This is a genomic window from Rhizobium sp. CB3090 (assembly GCF_029714285.1).
GTDB lineage: Bacteria > Pseudomonadota > Alphaproteobacteria > Rhizobiales > Rhizobiaceae > Rhizobium.
On the sequence record NZ_CP121663.1, the window covers coordinates 1,112,531 to 1,133,687 of the forward strand.

The window sequence follows — 21,157 nt, forward strand, 5'->3', positions numbered from 1 at the left end:
CGCCTCCCGTCAGAGCCCGACGACGCCGGGCAGACCGGAAATATCCTTGATCTCGGTATATTCATAATAGGGATTGGCAGGCTCATGACCCCGGTTGACCCAGACCTTGTGTTTGATGCCGAGATCATAGGCCGACATCAGATCATAGCGGAAGGACGAGGAGCAATGCATCACGTCTTCCGGATTGCAGCCGAGCATGTCGAACATATATTCGAACGCCTTTAACCGCGGCTTGTAGGCATTGGCCTGCTGGGCCGTGAAGACGGCATGGAAGGGCGCACCGAGCTTTTCGACGTTGTGCATGATCTGCTCGTTCATCGCATTCGACAGGATGACCAGCGGGATTTCCTTGGCGACCTTGGCAAGCCCAGCCGGCACGTCGGGGTGCGGCCCCCAGCTCGGCACCGTCTCGTAGATTGAACGGGCATCCTCGGCGCGAAAAGCGACGCCGTTCCTGCGGCAGGTGCGCTCGACGGCGTTGTGGATCACTTCATTATAGGGTTTCCAGTCTCCCAGGATCTCGTCCAGCCGATAGGCGGCGAAATTCTTGACGAACTGCGCCATGCGCGGCTGATCGAGCTCGCCACCATAGATCTTCTGGGCTGCCTCGGCCATCTGGAAATTCGTCAGAGTGCCGTAGCAGTCGAAGGTGATGTATTTCGGCCGGAACTTCGTCATGTCTTTAGATCCTTGCAGAATGCCGCGCAGGCGCTGATGAACGAGAACATCATAGGCAGCCTTCTTCCATCGGTTCACCGCATTTAAGCCGTCACGAAGCAGAAAGTTTTGTATCGCTGCTCCGCTTTGGCAGAGAGTTGCGTGTCGTCACAAATATGTTGCCGCCGAAATCCGCAATCGCAGCCCGCAACGCCGGCCGCCCGGCATAAGATGCGGCGGGCATGCCGACCGACGGTGGAAGATACCGCTGATGCCCTTTCGTCGGGACGATCTTCTTTCGCTGCGGGTCTATCAAAAAGAAAAGCAACGGACGGGAGAAAAAGCCTGTGCAGGCAAACGGGATCGATCTTCGCCCCCTCGACCACTCTCACCTTCAATCCGCCCTGACACTGTCGCGTCAGGCCGGCTGGCCGCACCGGCTGGAAGAGTGGCAGATGCTGCTGGAGCTTAGCCGCGGCCTTGTGGCTATCGAGAATGACAAGGTTGTCGCGACAATCTTCGTCACTCCCTATGGCGATGACGTCGCAACGATCAACATGGTGATCGTCGACGAATCGATGCGTGGGCGCGGCATCGGCCGCCGGATCATGCAGGCAGCTCTCGAGATCGTCGGTGACCGCGAGTGCCGGCTGGTGGCGACCGCTGACGGTCTGGCTCTTTATGAAAGCCTCGGCTTTGAAAGGACCGGCGCGATCGTTCAGCACCAGGGTCCCTTGCAAGCATGCATCGCGCCTCCTTCGGTGGAATGGGCAATAGCCGACGATCTCGACCAGATCATCGCTCTCGACCGCGTTGCGTTCGGCGCCGATCGCAGGGCACTCGTCCAAGCCCTGTTCAAGGCTGGGCGTCTGGCGGTTCTCCGCGAAGCCGACATGCTTCGCGGTTACGGGGCCTTGCGGTCCTTCGGCCGTGGCGAACTCTGCGGCCCGGTCGTTGCGGAAAACGCCGGCGATGCAGAAGACCTTTTGAGCTTTCTGTTCGCAGCAGCCCGGTCGGGTGCATTCATGCGCGTCGATACCGGTAGCGAGACCGGCCTTGCCTCCTTCCTTCTCGAACACGGCCTCGCCCATGTCGGTGGCGGCATCACCATGCGCCGCACAACTTCATCCGCCCTTTCATCCGTTCCCAGCGTTCACACATTTGCCCTGGCCAGTCAGGCTCTGGGCTGAAGAGAGACATCATGCTGAGCAATTCCCTTATCGAACTCGATCGCGCCCACCTCGTTCACCCCGTCGCCTCTTATCGCGGTCACGAGCAGGCCGGCGTCCGCGTGTTGAAATCCGCCAAGGGCGCGACTGTTACCGATGCATCGGGTCATCAGATGATCGATGGCTTTGCCGGTCTTTGGTGCGTCAATGCCGGCTATGGTCATGACAGTATCGTGGAGGCGGCCGCCCGCCAGATGCGCGAACTGCCCTATGCCACCGGCTACTTCAGCCTCGGCTCCGAACCGGCCATCCGGCTCGCCGCCGAATTGGCCGATCGCGCTCCCGGCGACCTCAACCATGTCTATTTTACGCTCGGCGGCTCGGACGCCGTCGACAGCACGGTCCGCTTCATCCGCTATTACTATCACGCGCTCGGCAAGCCGACGAAGGATCAGTTCATCTCCCTCGAACAGGGCTATCACGGCTCATCCACCGTCGGCGCTGGCCTGACGGCGCTTCCGGCCTTCCATGCCGGCTTCGGCATGCCGCTCGACTGGCAGCATAAGATCCCTTCGCATTACGCCTACCGCAATCCCGTCGGCACCGATCCGCAGGCGATCATCGCCGCCTCGGTAGCCGCACTGCGCGCCAAGGTCGAAGAGCTTGGCGCCGAACGCGTGGCGGCCTTCTACGCCGAGCCGATCCAAGGTTCGGGCGGCGTGCTGGTGCCGCCGGCCGGCTGGATGAAGGCAATGCGCGATCTTTGCAGCGAACTCGACATTCTGTTCGTTGCGGACGAGGTAATCACCGGTTTCGGGCGCACCGGCCCGCTGTTTGCCTGTTCGGACGACGGCATCGTGCCTGACCTGATGACCACCGCAAAGGGGCTCACCTCGGGCTACGTGCCGATGGGAGCCGTCTTCCTAACGGAGCGGGTCTATAATACGATTGCCGACGGCGCCGGCGCCGCCGCGGTTGGCCACGGCTATACCTATTCCGCGCATCCCGTCAGCGCTGCGGTTGGCCTGGAAGTGCTGCGCCTTTACGAGAGCGGCCTGTTGGAAAACGGCGTCAAGGCCGGAGCGCGGCTGATGGCCGGCCTTCGCGATCTCTCCTCGCATCCGCTTGTCGGCGACGTGCGCGGGCGCGGCATGCTCGCTGCCGTCGAGCTGGTGGTCGACAAGGCGCGCAAGACGCCCTTGCCCGCGGCTGCCGAGCCGGCGCGGCGGATCTTCGATCGCGCCTGGAACAACGGGCTCGTCATTCGCGCCTTCGGCAACGGTGTTCTCGGTTATGCGCCGCCGCTCTGCTGCACCGATGGCGAGATCGACGCGATCATCGAACGCACGCGCAGGACGCTGGACCAGACCCTGGAAGACCCTGATGTGCGCGCGGTGCTCGCCTGAGTGCGAAAACGGGCTTGGTTGGGCGCGGCGAAATACCGCTTTGCGCTCATATTCGCAATATTGTGCCGCCGCAGCTCTGCCATTCAGAGAATCCGGCGAGCCTTTACTGCGAAACTGAGCTGACTGCAGATGCTCAAAGGCCGAAAAGCCGGGATTTTCGGGAGATACCCGAAAATTCCAACTGGAATGAAAACAGCATTTTCTTCTGCATTCAGCCGGCGATCGGAACTGGGTGCACTCGATCAAGAACAGACATTTGGCGAGGGCAGACACTTGGCAAAGAGCCTAGCGGATTTCAAATATTTCACCTTTGATGTCGTCGGAACCCTGATCGACTTCGAAGGCGGCATCAAGGATTGCCTGGCGGCAATCGCCGATCAAGCAGGTGTTTCCGTCGATGGCGAGGAAGCGCTCGCCCTCTATCGCGCTGAACGCTATTCCGACGATGCCGATCTGTTTCCCGACGATCTGCTCCGTGTCTATCTGGCCATCGCGCCGAAGCTGGGGCTACCGGCTAAACAGGCATATGGCGAGCGCTTGCGTGATTCCTGCAAGGGCTGGAAAGGCTTTCCCGATAGCGCCGCAGCTCTCCAGCGCCTTTCGCAGCGTTACAAGCTTATCGCCATGACGAATGCCCGCCGCTGGGCGTTCGAGCACTTTTCCAAAGAACTCGGCAACCCGTTTTATGCCGCATTCACCACTGACGATACCGGCACGGAAAAGCCCGATCCGGCCTTCTTCGAGCAGGTCTTCGCTTTTGTCGCGAAGGAAGGCGGTTCGAAAGACGACATTCTGCATGTTGCACAGAGCCAGTATCACGACATCGGCATCTCGCGGCAGCTCGGCATGACCAATTGCTGGATCGAGCGGCGCCATGCCCAGAAGGGCTATGGCGGCACGATCGAGCCCAAGGAGTTCACCAGGCCCGATTTCCATTTCACCTCCATAGCAGGGCTTGCCGATGCGGTGGAGGCAGTCAGGGCCGCCTGAGTGACGACTATCCGGTACCGACCTCGCGTGAAAAGACGAGGCGCGCCAATCAAACCTTAACAAGGGGAACGCAAATGAACGACAAGATCACGAATTGGACCAGCGCAGACGATGCCATGGTCGAAAATGCCATTCGCCGCGGTGCTACCCGCCGCGATCTCCTGCAGATGTTCCTTGCCGGCGGCATCGCTGCCGCAGCCGGCGGCGCGATCTTCGGCCGCGCCTCGGCGGCTTTCGCCGCAACCCCGGTCTCGGGCGGCTCACTGAAAGCGGCCGGCTGGTCGTCATCGACGGCCGACACGCTTGATCCGGCCAAGGCATCGCTTTCGACGGACTATGTCCGCTGCTGCGCCTTCTATAACCGCCTGTCCTTCCTCGACAAGGACGGCGTCACGCAGATGGAACTTGCCGAAAGCATCGAAAGCTCCGACGCCAAGGTATGGACCGTCAAGCTTCGCAAGGGCGTGACGTTCCACGACGGCAAAACCCTTTCTTCCGCCGACGTCGTCTATTCGCTGAAGCGCCATCTTGATCCGGCTGTCGGCTCGAAGGTCAATGCGATCGCCAAGCAGATGACCGGCATCAAGGCCGTCGATCCGCAGACCGTCGAGATCACCCTCGCCAATCCGAACGCTGATCTTCCGACCATCCTTGCCATCCATCATTTCATGATCATTGCCGATGGCACCACGGACTTCAGCAAGGCCAATGGCACCGGCGCATTCGTCTGCGAAAGCTTCGAACCCGGCGTCCGGTCCATCGCAGTCAAGAACAAGAATTATTGGAAGAAAAGCGGTCCGTACCTCGACTCCTTCGAGTTCTTCGCGATCGAAGACGACTCCGCACGCGTCAATGCGCTGCTTTCGGGCGATATCCAGCTCGCCGCATCCATCAATCCACGCTCCATGCGGCTCCTGGACAGCCAGAAGGGCGTGACATTGTCGAAGACCACCTCCGGCAATTATACCGACCTCAACATGCGTCTGGATATGAGCCCGGGCAACAGCAAGGACTTCGTGACCGGCGTCAAGTATCTCCTGAACCGGGAAGTCATCCAGAAGTCGGCGCTACGCGGACTTGCCGAGATCGGCAACGACCAGCCTGTGCCTCCTTCCAACATCTACCATAATGCCGATCTGAAGCCGAAGGCCTTCGATCCGGAGAAAGCCAAGTTCCACTTCCAGAAGTCGGGTCTGCTCGGCCAGTCCATTCCTGTTGTCGCGTCCGACGCTGCAACCTCGTCTGTCGACATGGCGATGGTGCTGCAGCAGGCCGGCGCCGAGATCGGTATGAAGTTCGACGTCCAGCGCGTGCCCTCAGACGGCTACTGGTCGAACTACTGGCTGAAGGCGCCGATGCATTTCGGCAATATCAATCCGCGTCCGACCCCCGACATTCTGTTCTCGCTGCTCTACGCCTCCCAGGCTCCCTGGAACGAGAGCCAGTACAAGTCGGAGAAGTTCGACAGCATGCTGATCGAGGCGCGCGGCTTGCTCGATCAGGCCAAGCGCAAGGCGATCTACGGCGACATGCAGGCGATGATCGCCGAAGAGGCGGGTACCGCCATTCCGGCCTATATCTCCAATGTCGACGCGATTTCTTCGAAGCTGCACGGCCTGGAGGCCAATCCGCTCGGCGGCATGATGGGTTATGCCTTCGCGGAATATGTCTGGCTTGATGCCTGATCCCTGCCTTCGTGCCCGACGGGTGGTGCCTCGGCACCACTTGTCGGGTACAGTGCCGTATAGTCGGCACTTCCGTTCTCGCGATGGGGATCTGTCATGAACCGCCACGTTCTATCTCTCGTGCTCGGCCGCGTGATCGTAGCCTTGATCACGCTGCTCATCGTGTCATTCACGGTGTTTGCGGCAACGGAAATGCTGCCCGGCGATGTGGCTCAGATCCTCCTTGGTCAAGCCGCAACACCCGAAGCTGTCGCGGGCCTGCGCGCCGCCATGCATCTCAATGATCCGGCCATCCTGCGTTTCGTTCGCTGGCTTGCCGGGCTCGCCACCGGCGATCTCGGCATTTCCTATGCCAACAACATGCCGATCGCCGATCTGATCGGTGCCCGGCTCGGAAACTCGCTGAAGCTTGCGGCGGCCACGACACTGTTTTCCGTGCCGATCGCTCTCACGCTGGGCATCACCGCGGCCATGCTGCGCGGCTCCCTCTACGACCGGATTGTTACCGTGATTTCGATCGGCGTGATTTCAGTGCCCGAATTCATGGTCGCAACATCGGCGGTGCTGATCTTTGCCGTCTATCTCAAATGGCTGCCCGCGCTCGCCTTCGCCAATGAGATCCACTCTTTCTCCCAGATGCTGCGTGTCTTCGCGATGCCGGTCATCACGCTGAGCTTCGTGATATCGGCACAGATGATCCGCATGACCCGAGCCGCCGTCATCGAGACGCTGAACACGCCTTATGTCGAAATGGCGCTCCTGAAAGGCGCCTCGCGCCCGCGCATGGTCCTGAAGCACGCCCTGCCGAATGCGCTCGGCCCGATCGTCAATGCCGTGGCGCTTTCGCTCTCCTACCTGCTCGGCGGCGTCATCATCGTCGAAACCATCTTCAACTATCCCGGCATCGCCAAGCTGATGGTGGACGCGGTCGCAACGCGAGATCTGCCGCTCATTCAGACCTGCGCCATGATTTTCTGCCTGGTCTATCTGCTGCTGATCACCATTGCCGACATCATCGCCATCATGTCCAATCCGAGGCTGCGCTGACCATGGCTCTTACCGCACTCACACCTCGCCGGTTCGGTTTCCGATTCAATGTCGTCGGTATGCTCGGCCTTGCCGTCATCCTTGCCTGGGCATTGGTCGCCATCTTCGCGCCGCTGCTGACGCCTTACCCGATCGGCGACATCGTCGATTTCGATTATTTCGGGCCGATGTCGGCCAAGTTCTGGCTCGGCACCGATTATCTAGGCCGGGACATCTTCTCCCGCATCCTCATGGGCGCGCGCTACACCGTCGGCATTTCGCTTGCCGCCGTCTGCATTGCCTGCTTCGTCGGTGTCGCGCTCGGCATGATCGCAGCGGTGATCGGCGGCTGGTTCGACAGCGTGCTCAGCCGCTTTCTCGACGCGCTGAACTCCATCCCGAGCAAGCTGTTCGGCCTTGTGGTCGTCGCCGGCGTCGGATCGTCGATCCCGGTGCTGATCATGACGCTCGCCGTCATCTATACGCCCGGCGCCTATCGCTTCTCGCGGGCGCTCTCGGTCAATATCAACACCATGGATTTCATCACGGTTGCCCGCGCCCGCGGTGAAGGGGCGCTCTATCTCATCCGCTCGGAAATCCTGCCCAACATCCTTGGGCCTGTGATGGCCGATCTCGGCCTGCGCTTCGTCTTCATCGTGCTGCTTCTGTCGGGGCTCTCCTTCCTCGGCCTCGGCGTGCAGCCGCCGAATGCGGACTGGGGTGCGCTGGTGCGCGAAAACATCGGCGGCTTGCCCTTCGGCGCGCCGGCGGTGATGTTCCCGAGCATTGCGATCGCCAGCCTGACGATCAGCGTCAACCTGCTGATCGACAACCTCCCCCAGAAGATTCGAGACCGGAGCAATTGATGGCCAAACTCGTCGACATTCGCGACCTGAAGGTCGAGGCCAAGACGGATGCGGGCCGCCAGGTCGACATCATCCGCGGCGTCAGCTTCGATATACAGGAGGGGGAAATCGTCGCCCTGATCGGCGAAAGCGGCTCGGGCAAGACGACGATCGCGTTGACCCTGATGGGGTATACCCGGCAAGGCTGTCGCATCAGCGGCGGCCAGGTCCTGCTCGCCGGCAAGGACATGGCAAGCCTGCCCGAAAAGGCCAGAGCGCGCATTCGCGGAACCGAGGTCGCCTATGTCCCGCAAAGTGCTGCGGCAGCTTTCAATCCGGCGCAGACGATCATGGAGCAGGTGATCGAAATCACCCGCATCCACGGCCTGATGCCGGCCGAGGAGGCAAAGACCCGCGCCGTCGAGCTCTTCAAGGCGCTGAGCCTGCCGAACCCGGACACGATCGGTTCGCGCTATCCGCATCAGGTGTCCGGAGGCCAGTTGCAGCGGCTTTCAGCCGCGATGGCACTGATCGGCAATCCGAAACTTATGATTTTCGACGAGCCGACGACGGCGCTCGACGTCACCACGCAGATCGAGGTTCTCAGAGCTTTCAAATCGGTGATGAAAAAGGGCGGCATCGCCGGCGTCTATGTGTCTCACGACCTCGCCGTCGTGGCGCAGGTCGCCGACCGCATCGTTGTTCTGAAGGGCGGGGAAGTCCAGGAAATCGGCAAGACGGAGCAGATCCTCTCTGCGCCCTCGCATCCCTATACACGCCAGTTGCTGGGTGCTTTCGAACCCAAGCTCTATGCCTCTCCGGTATCGAAGGAGCCAGAAAAGATACCGGCCCTGCTGGAGGTTACCAACGTGGTGGCGGGCTATGGCCCTATCCGGCCGGACGGTCTGCCGGCAGCGACCGCACTCAGATCCGTGAGCCTCAGGCTCGAAGCCGGCCGTAACCTCGGCGTCATCGGCGAATCCGGCTGCGGAAAATCGACGCTTGCCCGCGTCATAGCCGGCATCCTGCCACCGGTTTCCGGAAACATCGTCTTCAACGGGAAACAGCTTGCAGCCGATGCCCGCAATCGCCAGCGCGAAGAGCTGCAAAAGCTGCAGATCGTCTTTCAATTTGCCGATACGGCGCTCAATCCCGCCAAGTCGATCGGTGAAATACTCGGGCGTCCGCTTGCCTTCTATCACAATCTCGGCCGCAGGGAGCGCGAGGCGCGCATCGATCAGCTACTCGACATGGTCCACCTGCCCAAGGCTCTCAAGCATCGGCGCGCGCCGGAACTCTCCGGCGGCCAAAAGCAGCGCATCAACCTCGCGCGCGCACTTGCCGCCGAGCCGAAGCTCATCCTCTGCGACGAGATTACATCAGCCCTCGACACGGTCGTTGCGGCCGCCATCCTCGATCTCCTCAAGGAGCTGCAACGCGAACTCGGCCTCTCCTACGTCTTCATCAGCCACGATCTATCGACCGTGCAGGCGATCTGCGATGAGATTGCGGTGATGTATGCAGGCGAGAAGATCGAGCAACTCGCATCCGCCGATCTCGCCGGCGGCGCCAAACACCCCTATTCCAAACTGCTCTTCTCCTCCGTGCCGAAGCTCAGCACCGGCTGGCTGGACAGCCTGGAACAAAATCCTGAGCTGGTGGGCGCCTTTGCGAAACGCTGAGCTGCCGTCCGGCGAATAGACAGCAGCGAAGACGGCTCAGACCGGAAACAGGCTGGTGAGCGGCATATGCGCTTTGACGATCGGCGATTTCAGCACGACGAAGCTGAAATATTTGTCGATGCCGATTTCCATGTCGATCAGCCGTTCCATGGTCGTCTGGTATTCGGCAATTCCGGCGGTCACGAACTTCACCAGATAGTCATAGCCGCCGGAGACGAGATGGCACTCCACCACCGAGTCCACCTTCTCGACCGCCGCCAGAAATCGGGCAAAATCGATCTGGCGATGGTTCTTGAGCGTAACCTCGGTGAACACGGTGAGCGTCTGCCCAAGCTTGGCGATGTTGATCTGTGCCGAATAGCCGACGATGTATCCTTCCGCCTGTAATTTCTTGACCCGCATCAGGCAGGGGCTGGGAGAGAGGTTGACGAGTTCGGCCAGTTCCACATTGGTGATGCGGCCGTTCTTCTGCAATTCGTAGAGGATCTTGATGTCGATCCGGTCGAGTTTCATCGGCGCGCTCCAATTTCGCGGGCGGCATGGCGCCGCCGCCTTGCGGAATAATCTTTTGTCATCTTATGCGGAAAGCCTTACTTAGCAAGCGGAATTCAACCCGTTCGCGCCAATATAACTTCGTAAAATCCGCACCTTAGCACAAGTATTCGCCATAGCTGCATGCGACCGAAGGAAATGCTGTCTGACGGCGATCTGCAGCATTTGCGCTGGGAAACCTCGACTAAAATGCTCGCCTGTAAACCGGAGAGTGCCATGCCCGCCCCCCTTCTGCACATCGCAACCAGCCCTGCCCTGCCCGACGAGGCTGATGTCGTGGTGATCGGCGGCGGCATCGTCGGAAGCTTTGCCGCCTACTATCTCGCGCGGCGGGGCTTGAAGGTCGCGCTTCTGGAAAAGGGGCGGATCGGCGCCGAGCAGTCCAGCCGAAACTGGGGATGGTGCCGGCAGCAGAACCGGGATGCCCGCGAACTGCCGATGGCAACCAAGAGCCTGGCTCTTTGGGAGGACTTCGGCAATGACAGTGGAGAGGACACAGGATTCAGCCGTTGCGGCCTGCTCTATCTGAGCAATGACGATGCGGAACTCGCCGGCTGGGCGCGCTGGGGTGAGTTTGCCCGCGGCGTCGGCGTCACCACCCATATGCTGGACCAAAAGCAGGCAAGCGAATTCGGCTCGGCGACCGGCCGGCGCTGGAAGGGCGGCGTCTTCTCGCCGACTGACGGCACTGCCGATCCGTCTCGCGCTGCCCCTGTGGTCGCCCGTGCCATCATGGCGCTCGGCGGCAGCGTTCATCAGATGTGCGCCGCTCGCGGCCTCGAGACCAAAGCCGGCCATGTCAGTGCCGTGGTGACCGAGGCCGGCATAATCCGCACCCGCGCGGCGGTGATGGCCGGCGGCGCCTGGGCATCGTCCTTTTGCCGGCAGCTCGGCATTCGCTTTCCACAAGCGTCGATCCGCGCTTCGATCCTCTCGGTCGCGCCCGGTGCCGAGGGTTTGCCGGCGGCGCTGCACACTGCCGCGGTCTCGGCCACGCGCAGAGGTGACGGTGGCTACACGCTTGCGATCAGCGGCCGCGCCCGCATAGATCCGACATTGCAGCAGTTTCGTTTCGCCCGCCATTTCGTGCCGATGTTCGCCAAGCGCTGGCGCAGCCTCGCTCCCGGCTGTCTCGAAGGTGTAAAGAGCGGGCATGAAACCCTGTCGCGCTGGCGGCTCGACCGCCCGACACCGATGGAGCAGAACCGCATTCTCGATCCTCGTCCGGATCGCAAGCAGATCGAATTGACCCTAGAGCGGGCGCGGACATTGCTTCCAGCGCTTGCCCAAACGCCCGTCTCCGCCGCGTGGGCCGGGTATATCGACAGCACGCCCGACGGCGTGCCGGCAATCGGCGAAATTCCGGCACTCCCCGGATTGATCCTGGCGGCAGGCTTCAGCGGCCACGGGTTCGGAATCGGCCCGGGGGCGGGTCATCTCGTCGCCGATCTCGTCACGGGCGCGAAACCGATCGTCGATCCGAAACCGTATCATCCGGATCGGCTGAATGGCTCGGTCTGGGGCGCGGTCGCGGAATTTTGACGGCTTCACAGGTGGCCCGACCGCGCGTAATATAGCCAGTCGCCAGCACCGGAATTGTGCTTGCAAACACCATCGCCGAAAATCTGGACGCCAGTAGCCTTAAGTCCGGCTGTCCAACGATTGATGCCCTTGACAGGGCGTCATCGGAAGCAGCCCGCTTTGCAAAGCCATGTTTACTTGCGCAGCTTTTTCGTGCGGAGATGGAACTTTTTGATCTCACTCGTGGAACCGACCGACAAAACCATCGTTTGCCTAACTTCACCTGAAAGACAAAGGAGGATCAGAATGAGCGCTCTCGCATGGAAGGCACCCGTCTCCGTCATTGTCAGCAGTGGGAAACAGAAGGTCGTCAAGAGTCCGGCCGAAGCTGTGGGGTGTCTGGAAAGAGAATGGCCGATTGCCGATGGCGTCTTTCTAAGGGAAGCTAAGAAGGTCTGCAGCGCCGCCCTCGAGCACGAATGTACGGCGAGCGAGGCGCGTGACGCCTTTGAAATGGCCTCGATCGAGGCGCTTCTGGCCCGTCGCTGAGGTTATTTGCCGATCGCTCCCGTGCCGCGTGTAACGCGGAGCACGGCAACCTGTTTTACGCTTCATCGACATCTCTCCCTCACAGCCCGAGCTTTGGCCGCCTCAGGCCGAGCCCTGCCTTGTCTGCCGCGCAGCCGGGCATCGGCATGCCTGGTTCTCAGGAAGCATACCCTGCGATTTAGCCCCTTACATGTAGGAGAACGGGTCGTGCTGCTTTCCGCGGAATGCTTTTTGCAAGGTTACCAAGGTCTTTATGTTTCGGAGGTAATGCGTTTTGAAACGAAACACCTTGCGGCCCTTCTCCGCCGTGACGCTCGTGATGGGAGGCACGGAGGGATATCGGCGGGTCAATTCGGTACAGGATGCGGCTGAGACGCTGCTGGAACATTGGCCGATTGAAGATGGCGAAGAATATGTGACCGCCGTACGGACATGCCTTGATGCGATGATGGGTGTGGTCTGCGCGGAAGCCGCCCGAGAAGCATTCATCAAGGCGGCGGAAGAAGCCGGCGTAGCTTTGCTGCAGTAAGAGACCCCCAAGCCGCTCCTCATCTGGTGCGAGCGGCCGGCTGCATCGCACGCGGCCATGGTCCGACGCGCGAATTGTCGCAACACAGACAAGTCGCGGAACTTAAATGCTTCTTCTTGGTTTCATGCCAGTGGGACGCTTTCCCCGCAGCTCACGGTGTACCACGCCGGCCACTGGAGCGTGAGCCCGCCGCGATTACCGACTCCCGGTCTGCGGCGGGCTTTTGTTCACGGCCATCGGCTCTTACGCAAGTCGCCACCGGGCTCCACGACAAGCCGCCATCTCATTCGCAGACCTTTATTCGCTTCAGGGCTGCCGTAATGCCTGAAAGCGAATAGGAATAACTCGTCGCTGTCCCGCGCCGCGATGTGGCTTGCAGGCTAAGTTCGCTGCCCGATTTCATCGCATCCACCATCGTGGGCTCTTTTGATTGATCTTCGACCCAGCCGTGCCGGTCCTTCGTAAACATGGTAAAAGTGGCGTCCCCGATCGTGGCTTGCATCGGCGCTCCCTGCTTCAGATCATACCCCATGGCGGCTTCCGGCATATATGCCTTGCCGTCGGGCCCTCGCGCGACGATGAAGTAGTTGTTCCCGTGGTCAACCGTCGACGGTGCCTGGCTGGTCGGGGTCGATAGGACATAGCAGCTCACCTCTCCTCCGGACCGATAGGAATAGGCGCCCCAAGCGTCAAATTGCCCGATACGGGCGGGTGGCTCAGCATATGCCGTGGAAAAACCGAACAATACGAGCGCAAACGCGGTGGGGAGTCTTCTAGCGAACATGATTTCCTGCCTCTTCCTATGACGTGCCGAAGCCAAAAGAGCGTACAACTCTCTGGCTCGGGCAGTCTGGCTGCATGTTCGTTATCTGTTTCTTAAGGGGTCGATTAAAATCTGTTAATGTTTGCCGCATGGGGTCACCGGAACGCGGCTGAAAAACATCCTCCCGGGCGATGCGCCGAAGAGATAATCGGAACAATGAAGGTCAGAACTGCTTTCTGTCTTATTGGCCGTAACAAAAGGCTGAGATGTTCATGTCAGCGATTTTAATCGGAGTAATATTGGTCATCGGAGGGTTGCTTTACCTGCTTAGGGAGGCCCTCGGCAGACGGTTGAGCGAACCGCACCGATCGATGCAAGGTGGTGAAACGCTGGAGCCACAGCACCAGGGGCTCCGCTTTCTCGGAGTGTCAAGAAACTGGCCGGGATTATTGTTTATCGCTGCCGGCGTGCTTCTGTTGGTTTTCGGAGGCTATTTGTAGTGCTTCCTTGACGCCTTGCGCCATTTCGCCATTTGCCCACAGCGGCTCGGCACCACAGCCTCACCAATCGCAAAGGCTACTCAACCTTCACCGTAAAACGGACATGCGCGTTCAGCATTCGTGCTGACATGACATATGGCTCTCATCAGGAACAGGCGAGCTCGTCGGCGAACGACCGCTATCGCTGAACGCCATTTCTACTGGGCTGCGAAGGGGTGCTGGTAATGCCTCTCTGATTATTTTCACTGCGATCCGCAGGTGCGGGCTGCATCTGCTCATTCGGCTGCGTGTTGTTAACCGTACCTGCTCCCGATCCCGAACCCGGAAGAGTGGTGGACGAAGTCGTTTGCTGGTCGGTGCCCGCCGGGTTTTCTCGCCAATAGTTCGATGAAATAGCCGCGATGACGAAGAGAAGTACGATCGCCGCGATAATCGCTGTGCCGACCATCCCTGAACGCCGCTTCGGCGGGATTTCCGGTGGCCGATCGTTTGGTGTCGGTTGATGATCAAAGTTGCTCATGAATCAATCCTCCTCTCGACCAAACCTCTGTGTGCCTTTCTGGTTCCGGAAGAAATCGCGCTACCCTGTTTCCATCTTTCATTGCGACGCCGCCGCTTCCCTTTCGGATGATGCGTACAACAGGACAGCTTCAGATTGAATGCAGCGCTCTTTAGCCGGAAAAACATTACGCATGGCTGAAATTAACATCCAAAGGGGCTATGCTGCGGCGCGGAAAATGTTATCTTTCCAACGTAAGCACGGAGGAATATTGGCTCTGTGGAGGGGACAGCCAAGCACAATGGAGAGGTTTCCGATGCCCAATACGGTTCTCAATGCACTAGGCCAAACGCTCTATTACAGCGGCACTTCCACAAGCTGGTTTTCCGCCACGGGCTCCGGTCCGACGCTTTACGGCACGGCGGGAAATGATTCGATCTGGGGTGACGGCTCCGTCAACGTAACGATGGTCGGCGGCACGGGAGACGATATTTATTATCTCTATTCAAACATCAACCACGCGTCCGAGGCGCCCGGCGGGGGCGTAGATACCATCAACACCTGGATGGACTACACGCTTCCCGATAATTTCGAGAATCTCACGGTGACCGGCGATGGCCGCCATGCCTTCGGCAACAGCGCCGACAATATCATCACCGGCGGCACGGGCAGCCAGACTATCGACGGCGGGGCGGGCAACGACGTTCTGATCGGCGGAGGCGGCGCCGATACCTTTATTTTCACCAAGGGCAATGGCAGCGACCTCATCACCGACTTCAGCAGTGATGACAAGGTGCGCCTGAACCAATACGGGCTGACGTCTTTCGATCAGGTCGTCAGTCATCTTACTCAGCAAGGCGCCAATCTGCATCTGGATCTCGGCAACGGCGAAAGCCTTGTTTTTGCCAACAAGACCGCTGCCGACCTGCATTCGGACCAGTTCCAGCTCGGGCTCGACCGTTCCGACCTCACGCAAACATTTTCGGACGATTTCAATACGCTTTCTCTGCATCAGGGAACGCAAGGCACCTGGGATGCGAAATACTGGTGGGCGCCAGACAAGGGCAGCAGCATAACCGGAGACGGCGAGTTGCAGTGGTTTGTCAATCCGCTCTATGGCCCGACCGCATCGGCCAATCCATTTTCCGTTTCGAACGGCGTGCTGACGATTACAGCCAAACCGACGCCCGATTCGCTGAAATCGCTTCTGGACGGCTATGACTATACGTCCGGCATTCTGACGACCCACTCCACTTTCGCCCAGACTTATGGATATTTCGAAATGCGGGCCGAGATGCCCCACGATCAAGGCACATGGCCGGCTTTCTGGCTTCTGCCGGAAGACGGTTCCTGGCCGCCCGAGCTCGATGTGATGGAAATGCGCGGGCAGGATCCGAGCACGGTCAATGTCACTGTTCATTCGAACGAAACGGGTCAGCACACGAAGCAGCTCATTCCGGTGCAGGTTCCCAGCACCGATGGCTTTCACAATTACGGCGTGCTGTGGGATCAGGATCAGATCGTCTGGTATTTCGACGATGTGGCCGTTGCCCATGCCGACACGCCAGCCGATATGCACAGCCCCATGTATATGCTGGTGGATCAGGCCGTCGGCGGCGTAGCAGGCACTCCGACGGATAGCCTGCAAAACGGGTCTGAGATGAAGATTGACTACATCAAGGCCTATCAGTTGAATGACCATCTCACCCAGACCGCAGCGACAGCGGCTGCCCATACTCCGGACTGGCATATCTGATAAAAGCCCCAGAGCAGGAAAGCGTTTCACGGAATCGCTTTCCTGCTCTATCTCTTTGTTTTTACGCATCCCGGATGGAAAACCGCTGCGCACTTTTCCGGGAATTGCTTTAAGCGCTCTGCGCAGCCGTTCATGGCGGCTGCGCTTATACCCTGAACCCGGTATATCGGCTCATATAACGCCTCAGAGGAACGTCCTAATCCTCTCTGAATGCGCGCTTTATCTGATCGGTCATCGGCTTGGTCAGATAGGCGAGAACGCTTCTTCGGCCCGTCTGCATGAACGCTTCCACCGGCATACCGGGGAGAGGCGTCAGCTTCCCCAATCGATCCCATTCATCTTTCGGCACTTTGGCGCGAACGATGTAATAGCTGAGCCCTGAATGCTGGTCGGTCGTCAGATCGGCCGAAACGGTTTCGACATGCCCATTCAGTTCCGGTGTAATGCGCTGGTTGAAGGCGGAAAAACGCAAGGCGACCACCTGCCCGACAGCGATCTGATCAATATCCTGCGGCGGAAGCTTGAGTTCGGCGACCAGTGCATCCTTGTCGGGGACGATCTGCATGATGGTCTCTTTCGGCCCGATCACGGCGCCGGCCGAGTGGACATTCAACTGATCGACGATGCCTGCCTGCGGCGCTCTTATATCCACGCGTTTGAGATCGTCCTCCGCGGCGATCAACCGTTCCGAAAATTGACCGGTATCGCTTTCGGCCTGCCGCAATTGATCGGAGACTTCGGAGCTGTGGTCATCGTCGATCTGAATGATCTGAAGCTCGGTTTCGGTGATCTTGCCGTTGGTCTGAGCGATCGATGAGATGAGGTTACCAAGTTCCCCCGTCAGACGAGCGCTGTCCCTTTGCAGCGAATAGACCTTTGCCGCCGGAACGATGCCTTGATCGAACAGTCGCTGAAGGCTGCTCAGTTCCTTGGTGACAAGCTCGATCTCGATCCGTTTCCCCTTCTCCTGCGCGACGAAGCCGTCCACTTCCTGTTTCAACTGCTGAACTCTCTCGCGCAACTGCGACTTCTGGCCCTGTCGCGACGCCAACCGGTCGGCGAACAGTTGCCGCTCGCCGGCAAGTATGCTCGCCACACCATCGTCACCGGCATTGGAGAGCAGGTTTGCCGGAAAGCTGATCGCATCCTTGTCGTCACGCTCGGCGACCAGACGCGCCGTTCGGGCGGAAAGCTCATTCAAACGCTTTCTGATAATGCCGAGATTGGCTCTGGTTTGTGTATCGTCCAGGCGGATCAATATCTGGTCGGCATCGACGTGGTCGCCATTCTTCACACGGATTTCCCCGACGATCCCGCCCTTGAGGTGTTGAACGGCTTTTACATAGCTGTCGACGACAAGGGTACCGGAGGCAATGACCGCTCCCGAAATCTTCGTTGCTGCCGCAAGGCCGCCGAGGACGCCGAAAAGGAGAAGAACTGTCGCCACTATGAAAATGGAAAGGCGGCGGATCGCTCGTTCTGTGGAAGACAAGCTCGTGTTTTTCATCCACTCACATCCTCGCCGGCGATCATCAAGCGCACCGGTCCGGTCCCCGAATGTCTCGCCGGTGTTCCAAGAATCTCATCCTTGGCTCCGAATGCCTGTAACTGGCCGTTGGCAATGATCGCGACTTTATCCGCAGCAGCCAGAGCACTCGGCCGGTGCGCAACAACGATGGCGATGCCGCCGCGTGCCCGGATGCCCATCAAGGCTTTGGTCAAGGATGCCTCGCCCTCGGCATCGAGATTGGAGTTCGGCTCGTCAAGAACCACCAGAAACGGATCGCCATAAAGTGCCCGGGCCAAGGCTATGCGCTGCCTCTGACCGGCGGAAAGCCGCGAGCCGCCCTCGCCGATGACCGTGTCGAACCCATCCGGCAGCTTGACGATCATGTCATAGACGCCGGCCGCCTTGGCCGCCGCGATAATCGGTCCGGGCTGCATGTCCGTCGCGAAGCGGGAAATATTCTCGGCTATCGAGCCGTCGAACAAGCCGACATCCTGGGGCAGATATCCGATATGGCAGCCTAGCTCGCCTTGCTCCCACTGCGACAACGCTGCCTGGTCGAGCCGGATCGCGCCGATCACGACCGGCCACAAACCGGTGATCGCTCTGGCAAGTGACGATTTTCCGGAAGCACTGGGGCCGATCACGCCCAGCACTGTCCCAGCAGTTATCTTGAGCGAGATGTTGCGGAGGATGAAGTCGCGGCTACTAGGAGGCGTTAGGCTGATATTTTCGACGCTGAGCTCCTTTTGCGGGGCCGGCAGGGCCACTGCCCGCTGTTCGCTAGGGACCACATCCAGCAGCTTGGCGAGCCGCGACCAGCTTTGGCGGGCGGAGACAAAGCTCTTCCAATGCCCGATTGTAAGCTCCACCGGAGCCAGCGCACGGGTGACCATGATCGAGCTGGCGATGATGATGCCGCCCGTTGCCTCCTGCCTGATGACGAGGATTGCACCGACAGCCAATACGGCGGATTGCAGCATCATCCGCAATATCTTCGCGATCGTGGTCAGCGTGCCGACGATGTTGCCGGCGGAGAGCTGGTTTCCCAGATAGTCCTCGTTCATTGCCGTCCATTTCTCGGTAAGACGGCCGCTAAAACCCATTGCGACCACTGCTTCCCAGTTTCGTCGCGCCGCCTGTGCGAAGCCGAGACGGGCGGCGGAGGACTTCGCGGCCTGCAGCGCTGGCTTTTGGGACAGCACCTCTGCCAGCATCGTCAGGACAATGAGCACGATGGCGCCGCAAAGGGCTGTAAAGCCGATCCAGAAATGGAACAGAAAACACAGGACAAGATAGAAAGGCATCCAGGGCAAATCGAACAACGCCGTAGACCCGCCTCCGGACAGGAACGATCGGACCTGCTCCAAATCGCGGACGGGCTGCAGCCCATCATCGGGCGTCTGCATCCTCGTCGGCAAAAAAATGAGCGAGCCGAAGACCTTTTGGTTCAGCCGTTCATCGAGAGATACGCCCACACGCGCAAGCAGCATCGAGCGCAGCAATTCCAGCGCCCCTTGAAAGATGAACAGGGTCGCAGTGATGATCGCGAGGCCGGCGAGCGTTGGAAGGCTGCGGCCCGGAATAACCCGATCGTAAACCTGCAGCATGAAGAAGGAGCCGGTCAGCGCCAGCGTGTTTATCGCAGCGCTCGCAATGGTAATGCTGAAAAACGCCTTTCGAAGGGACGAGAGTATCAGCAGGATGAACTTCTGTGGTGGCTCTTTCGGGACAGCAAGCACGTTGCTTAAATCCTTACGTTATCGTCACACGCGGCAGAGAGGCACCTGAAGCTTGTCGACTACGGCACATATATTCCCTTACGGCAGGTATGCGACCAGAGATGGTCTAGCGGCGCTGGTCGTCAAGGCTGCGCACCGCTTAAGTACAAACCAGGATGCGGAATTGCATGGATTTGCCGCAGATAAGAGCCTCTTCCAAATTCATAGCCGCCGCTCCTTTAGGTTTTCGACCTGGGTCCGCTCAAGTCTGCTAAACTGGAAGAGGCTGGGCGTCGGCATCCAGTTCAACCGGACATGAAAACAGACATCAAACTGCGGGAGGGATAAGCATGAGAACCTTCGACGCAATCATCGTCGGTGCCGGGCAAGCGGGGCCGTCTCTGGCGGGACGTCTTGCGGCTGCCGGCATGACGGTGGCTCTGATAGAACGAAAATTCGTCGGCGGAACCTGCGTCAATGCCGGCTGCATGCCGACCAAAACCTTGGTCGCCAGCGCCCGCACCGCTCAGGTGATACGACGAAGCGCGGAATACGGCATCCGCAGAGATGGCGGCATGCAGACGGACATGGCGGCTGTCGAGAAGCGTGCGGCGACCGTTATCAATAACGCCAGAAATTCACTCACGAGCTCGCTCACATCCACCGAGGGAATCTCCTTGATACGGGGACATGCCCGCTTCGAGAGTGCGAAGACCATCCGCGTCGGAGATGAGACGCTGACGGCGCCGCGCATTTTTCTCAACGTCGGCGCAAGGCCGGTCATTCCCCCTTTGCCCGGACTTTCAGACATCGAGTACCTGACAAGTACCTCCATCATCCATCTGACGGCCCTGCCCCGGCATCTCGCCATCATCGGCGCCGGTTATATCGGCCTCGAATTCGCGCAGATGTACCGGCGCTTCGGCACCGAGGTCAGCATCATCGAACGCGGCCCGTACCTGGCGCCGCGGGAGGATGACGATATCTGCCAGGCGATCGGTGATGTTCTTCGCGCCGAAGGTATATCGATCCATAAGAACGCCGAGGACATCAGGCTCTCGAAGAGCGGCGAGAATATCCGCATCTCCACCGCAGGCAATCCGGATGTCGAAGCAAGCCATCTCCTCATCGCCACGGGACGCCGGCCCAATACCGACGATCTCGGCCTCGAAAAGGCCGGTGTAGCGCTGGACAGCAAGGGCTATATCGTCGTCGACGATCACCTCTCCACAAATGTCGACGGCATATGGGCACTTGGCGATTGCAACGGCCACGGTGCCTTCACGCACACCTCTTACAATGATTTCGAGATCGTCGCCGCCAATCTCCTGGACGGCGAAGACCGGAAGGTAAGCGAGCGTATCCCCGCCTACGCGCTCTATATCGATCCGCCACTCGGGCGCGTCGGAATAACGGAGAAAGAGGCGCGGGCAAAAGGACGATCAGTCGCTACATCGACCATGCCGATGAGCCGCGTCGGCCGCGCCGTCGAAAAGGGCGAGACACAAGGCCTGATGAAGGTCGTCGCCGATGTTGAAACCGGACAGATCCTCGGTGCCGCAATCTTCGGCGTCGAAGGCGACGAGGCGATCCACGGTTTCATCGATGCGATGCATGCGCGCACGCCCTACCCGGTGCTGAAATGGGCTGTGCCGATCCACCCCACAGTGTCTGAACTTATTCCCACGCTTCTTGGCGGGCTCAAATCGGCTTAACCGGTTCGGGTATGATGTCTCCCGCAGCGGATGGGAAACGACCCAGCCGCTGCGAAGTCTTGGATTGCGGAAATCGCTCATGAGC

Annotated in this window: 19 protein-coding genes; 13 read left to right on the plus strand and 6 right to left on the minus strand. The window is 59.7% G+C overall.

Annotation, left to right across the window (positions count from 1 at the left end; genetic code table 11):
- Window positions 1-9: 9 nt before the first annotated feature.
- Window positions 10-678, minus strand: a complete 669-nt coding sequence (locus QA646_RS23865) for a haloacid dehalogenase type II (protein ID WP_283059217.1) — start codon at window positions 676-678, stop codon at window positions 10-12.
- A gap of 326 nt (window positions 679-1,004) precedes the next feature.
- Between QA646_RS23865 and QA646_RS23870 the strand changes: the two genes are divergently transcribed.
- The 7 genes from QA646_RS23870 to QA646_RS23900 all read left to right on the plus strand — a co-directional run bounded on the left by QA646_RS23870 (window position 1,005) and on the right by QA646_RS23900 (window position 9,460).
- Entirely contained in the window at window positions 1,005-1,847 is an 843-nt protein-coding gene (locus tag QA646_RS23870; RefSeq protein WP_283059218.1) for a GNAT family N-acetyltransferase, read from the plus strand.
- Between the two features lie 11 nt (window positions 1,848-1,858).
- Window positions 1,859-3,232, plus strand: coding sequence for an aspartate aminotransferase family protein (locus tag QA646_RS23875; protein WP_283059219.1), 1,374 nt, complete (start codon window positions 1,859-1,861; stop codon window positions 3,230-3,232).
- Between the two features lie 273 nt (window positions 3,233-3,505).
- Entirely contained in the window at window positions 3,506-4,222 is a 717-nt protein-coding gene (locus QA646_RS23880; protein ID WP_283059220.1) for an HAD-IA family hydrolase, read from the plus strand.
- A 74-nt stretch (window positions 4,223-4,296) separates the two neighbouring features.
- A complete protein-coding gene (locus tag QA646_RS23885; RefSeq protein ID WP_283059221.1) occupies window positions 4,297-5,907 on the plus strand; it encodes an ABC transporter substrate-binding protein in 1,611 nt (536 codons plus the stop codon).
- Between the two features lie 96 nt (window positions 5,908-6,003).
- Window positions 6,004-6,954 carry an ABC transporter permease gene (locus QA646_RS23890; protein WP_283059222.1) on the plus strand — a complete coding sequence of 317 codons (951 nt, stop codon included), beginning with the start codon at window positions 6,004-6,006 and terminating at the stop codon, window positions 6,952-6,954.
- 2 nt (window positions 6,955-6,956) lie between these two features.
- Window positions 6,957-7,799 (plus strand): ABC transporter permease, encoded by an 843-nt coding sequence (locus QA646_RS23895; protein WP_283059223.1) that lies wholly within the window; start codon window positions 6,957-6,959, stop codon window positions 7,797-7,799.
- Window positions 7,799-9,460 carry an ABC transporter ATP-binding protein gene (locus tag QA646_RS23900; RefSeq protein ID WP_283059224.1) on the plus strand — a complete coding sequence of 554 codons (1,662 nt, stop codon included), beginning with the start codon at window positions 7,799-7,801 and terminating at the stop codon, window positions 9,458-9,460. The genes QA646_RS23895 and QA646_RS23900 overlap by 1 nt, the downstream gene beginning before the upstream one ends.
- A gap of 36 nt (window positions 9,461-9,496) precedes the next feature.
- Here QA646_RS23900 and QA646_RS23905 read toward each other — a convergent pair whose 3' ends face one another.
- Window positions 9,497-9,973, minus strand: a complete 477-nt coding sequence (locus tag QA646_RS23905; RefSeq protein WP_028752029.1) for an Lrp/AsnC family transcriptional regulator — start codon at window positions 9,971-9,973, stop codon at window positions 9,497-9,499.
- 255 nt (window positions 9,974-10,228) lie between these two features.
- Here QA646_RS23905 and QA646_RS23910 point away from each other — a divergent pair, with 255 nt between their 5' ends.
- From QA646_RS23910 to QA646_RS23920, 3 genes are all read left to right on the plus strand, one after another.
- A complete protein-coding gene (locus tag QA646_RS23910; protein WP_283059225.1) occupies window positions 10,229-11,554 on the plus strand; it encodes an FAD-binding oxidoreductase in 1,326 nt (441 codons plus the stop codon).
- A 285-nt stretch (window positions 11,555-11,839) separates the two neighbouring features.
- A complete protein-coding gene (locus tag QA646_RS23915; RefSeq protein WP_283059226.1) occupies window positions 11,840-12,082 on the plus strand; it encodes a DUF982 domain-containing protein in 243 nt (80 codons plus the stop codon).
- 274 nt (window positions 12,083-12,356) lie between these two features.
- Window positions 12,357-12,611: a DUF982 domain-containing protein gene (locus QA646_RS23920; protein ID WP_283059227.1), complete on the plus strand. Its 255-nt coding sequence runs from the start codon at window positions 12,357-12,359 to the stop codon at window positions 12,609-12,611.
- A gap of 283 nt (window positions 12,612-12,894) precedes the next feature.
- Here the strand turns inward: QA646_RS23920 and QA646_RS23925 are convergent, their stop codons facing one another.
- On the minus strand, window positions 12,895-13,395 hold the full coding sequence (locus QA646_RS23925; RefSeq protein ID WP_283059228.1) for an invasion associated locus B family protein: 501 nt from the start codon (window positions 13,393-13,395) through the stop codon (window positions 12,895-12,897).
- Between the two features lie 251 nt (window positions 13,396-13,646).
- Between QA646_RS23925 and QA646_RS23930 the strand changes: the two genes are divergently transcribed.
- Window positions 13,647-13,874, plus strand: coding sequence for a hypothetical protein (locus QA646_RS23930; protein ID WP_283059229.1), 228 nt, complete (start codon window positions 13,647-13,649; stop codon window positions 13,872-13,874).
- Window positions 13,875-14,052: 178 nt separating this feature from the next.
- Here QA646_RS23930 and QA646_RS23935 read toward each other — a convergent pair whose 3' ends face one another.
- Window positions 14,053-14,394, minus strand: coding sequence for a hypothetical protein (locus tag QA646_RS23935; RefSeq protein WP_283059230.1), 342 nt, complete (start codon window positions 14,392-14,394; stop codon window positions 14,053-14,055).
- Between the two features lie 295 nt (window positions 14,395-14,689).
- Between QA646_RS23935 and QA646_RS23940 the strand changes: the two genes are divergently transcribed.
- The gene (locus QA646_RS23940) at window positions 14,690-16,129 is read left to right on the plus strand and encodes a family 16 glycosylhydrolase (protein ID WP_283059231.1); all 1,440 of its coding nucleotides are present in this window, start codon (window positions 14,690-14,692) and stop codon (window positions 16,127-16,129) included.
- A 196-nt stretch (window positions 16,130-16,325) separates the two neighbouring features.
- Here the strand turns inward: QA646_RS23940 and QA646_RS23945 are convergent, their stop codons facing one another.
- A complete protein-coding gene (locus tag QA646_RS23945; RefSeq protein WP_283059232.1) occupies window positions 16,326-17,636 on the minus strand; it encodes an HlyD family type I secretion periplasmic adaptor subunit in 1,311 nt (436 codons plus the stop codon).
- Window positions 17,633-19,378, minus strand: a complete 1,746-nt coding sequence (locus QA646_RS23950; RefSeq protein ID WP_283059233.1) for a type I secretion system permease/ATPase — start codon at window positions 19,376-19,378, stop codon at window positions 17,633-17,635. The genes QA646_RS23945 and QA646_RS23950 overlap by 4 nt, the downstream gene beginning before the upstream one ends.
- Window positions 19,379-19,707: 329 nt before the next feature.
- Between QA646_RS23950 and QA646_RS23955 the strand changes: the two genes are divergently transcribed.
- Entirely contained in the window at window positions 19,708-21,072 is a 1,365-nt protein-coding gene (locus QA646_RS23955) for an FAD-containing oxidoreductase (protein WP_283059234.1), read from the plus strand.
- Window positions 21,073-21,157 lie beyond the last annotated feature (85 nt).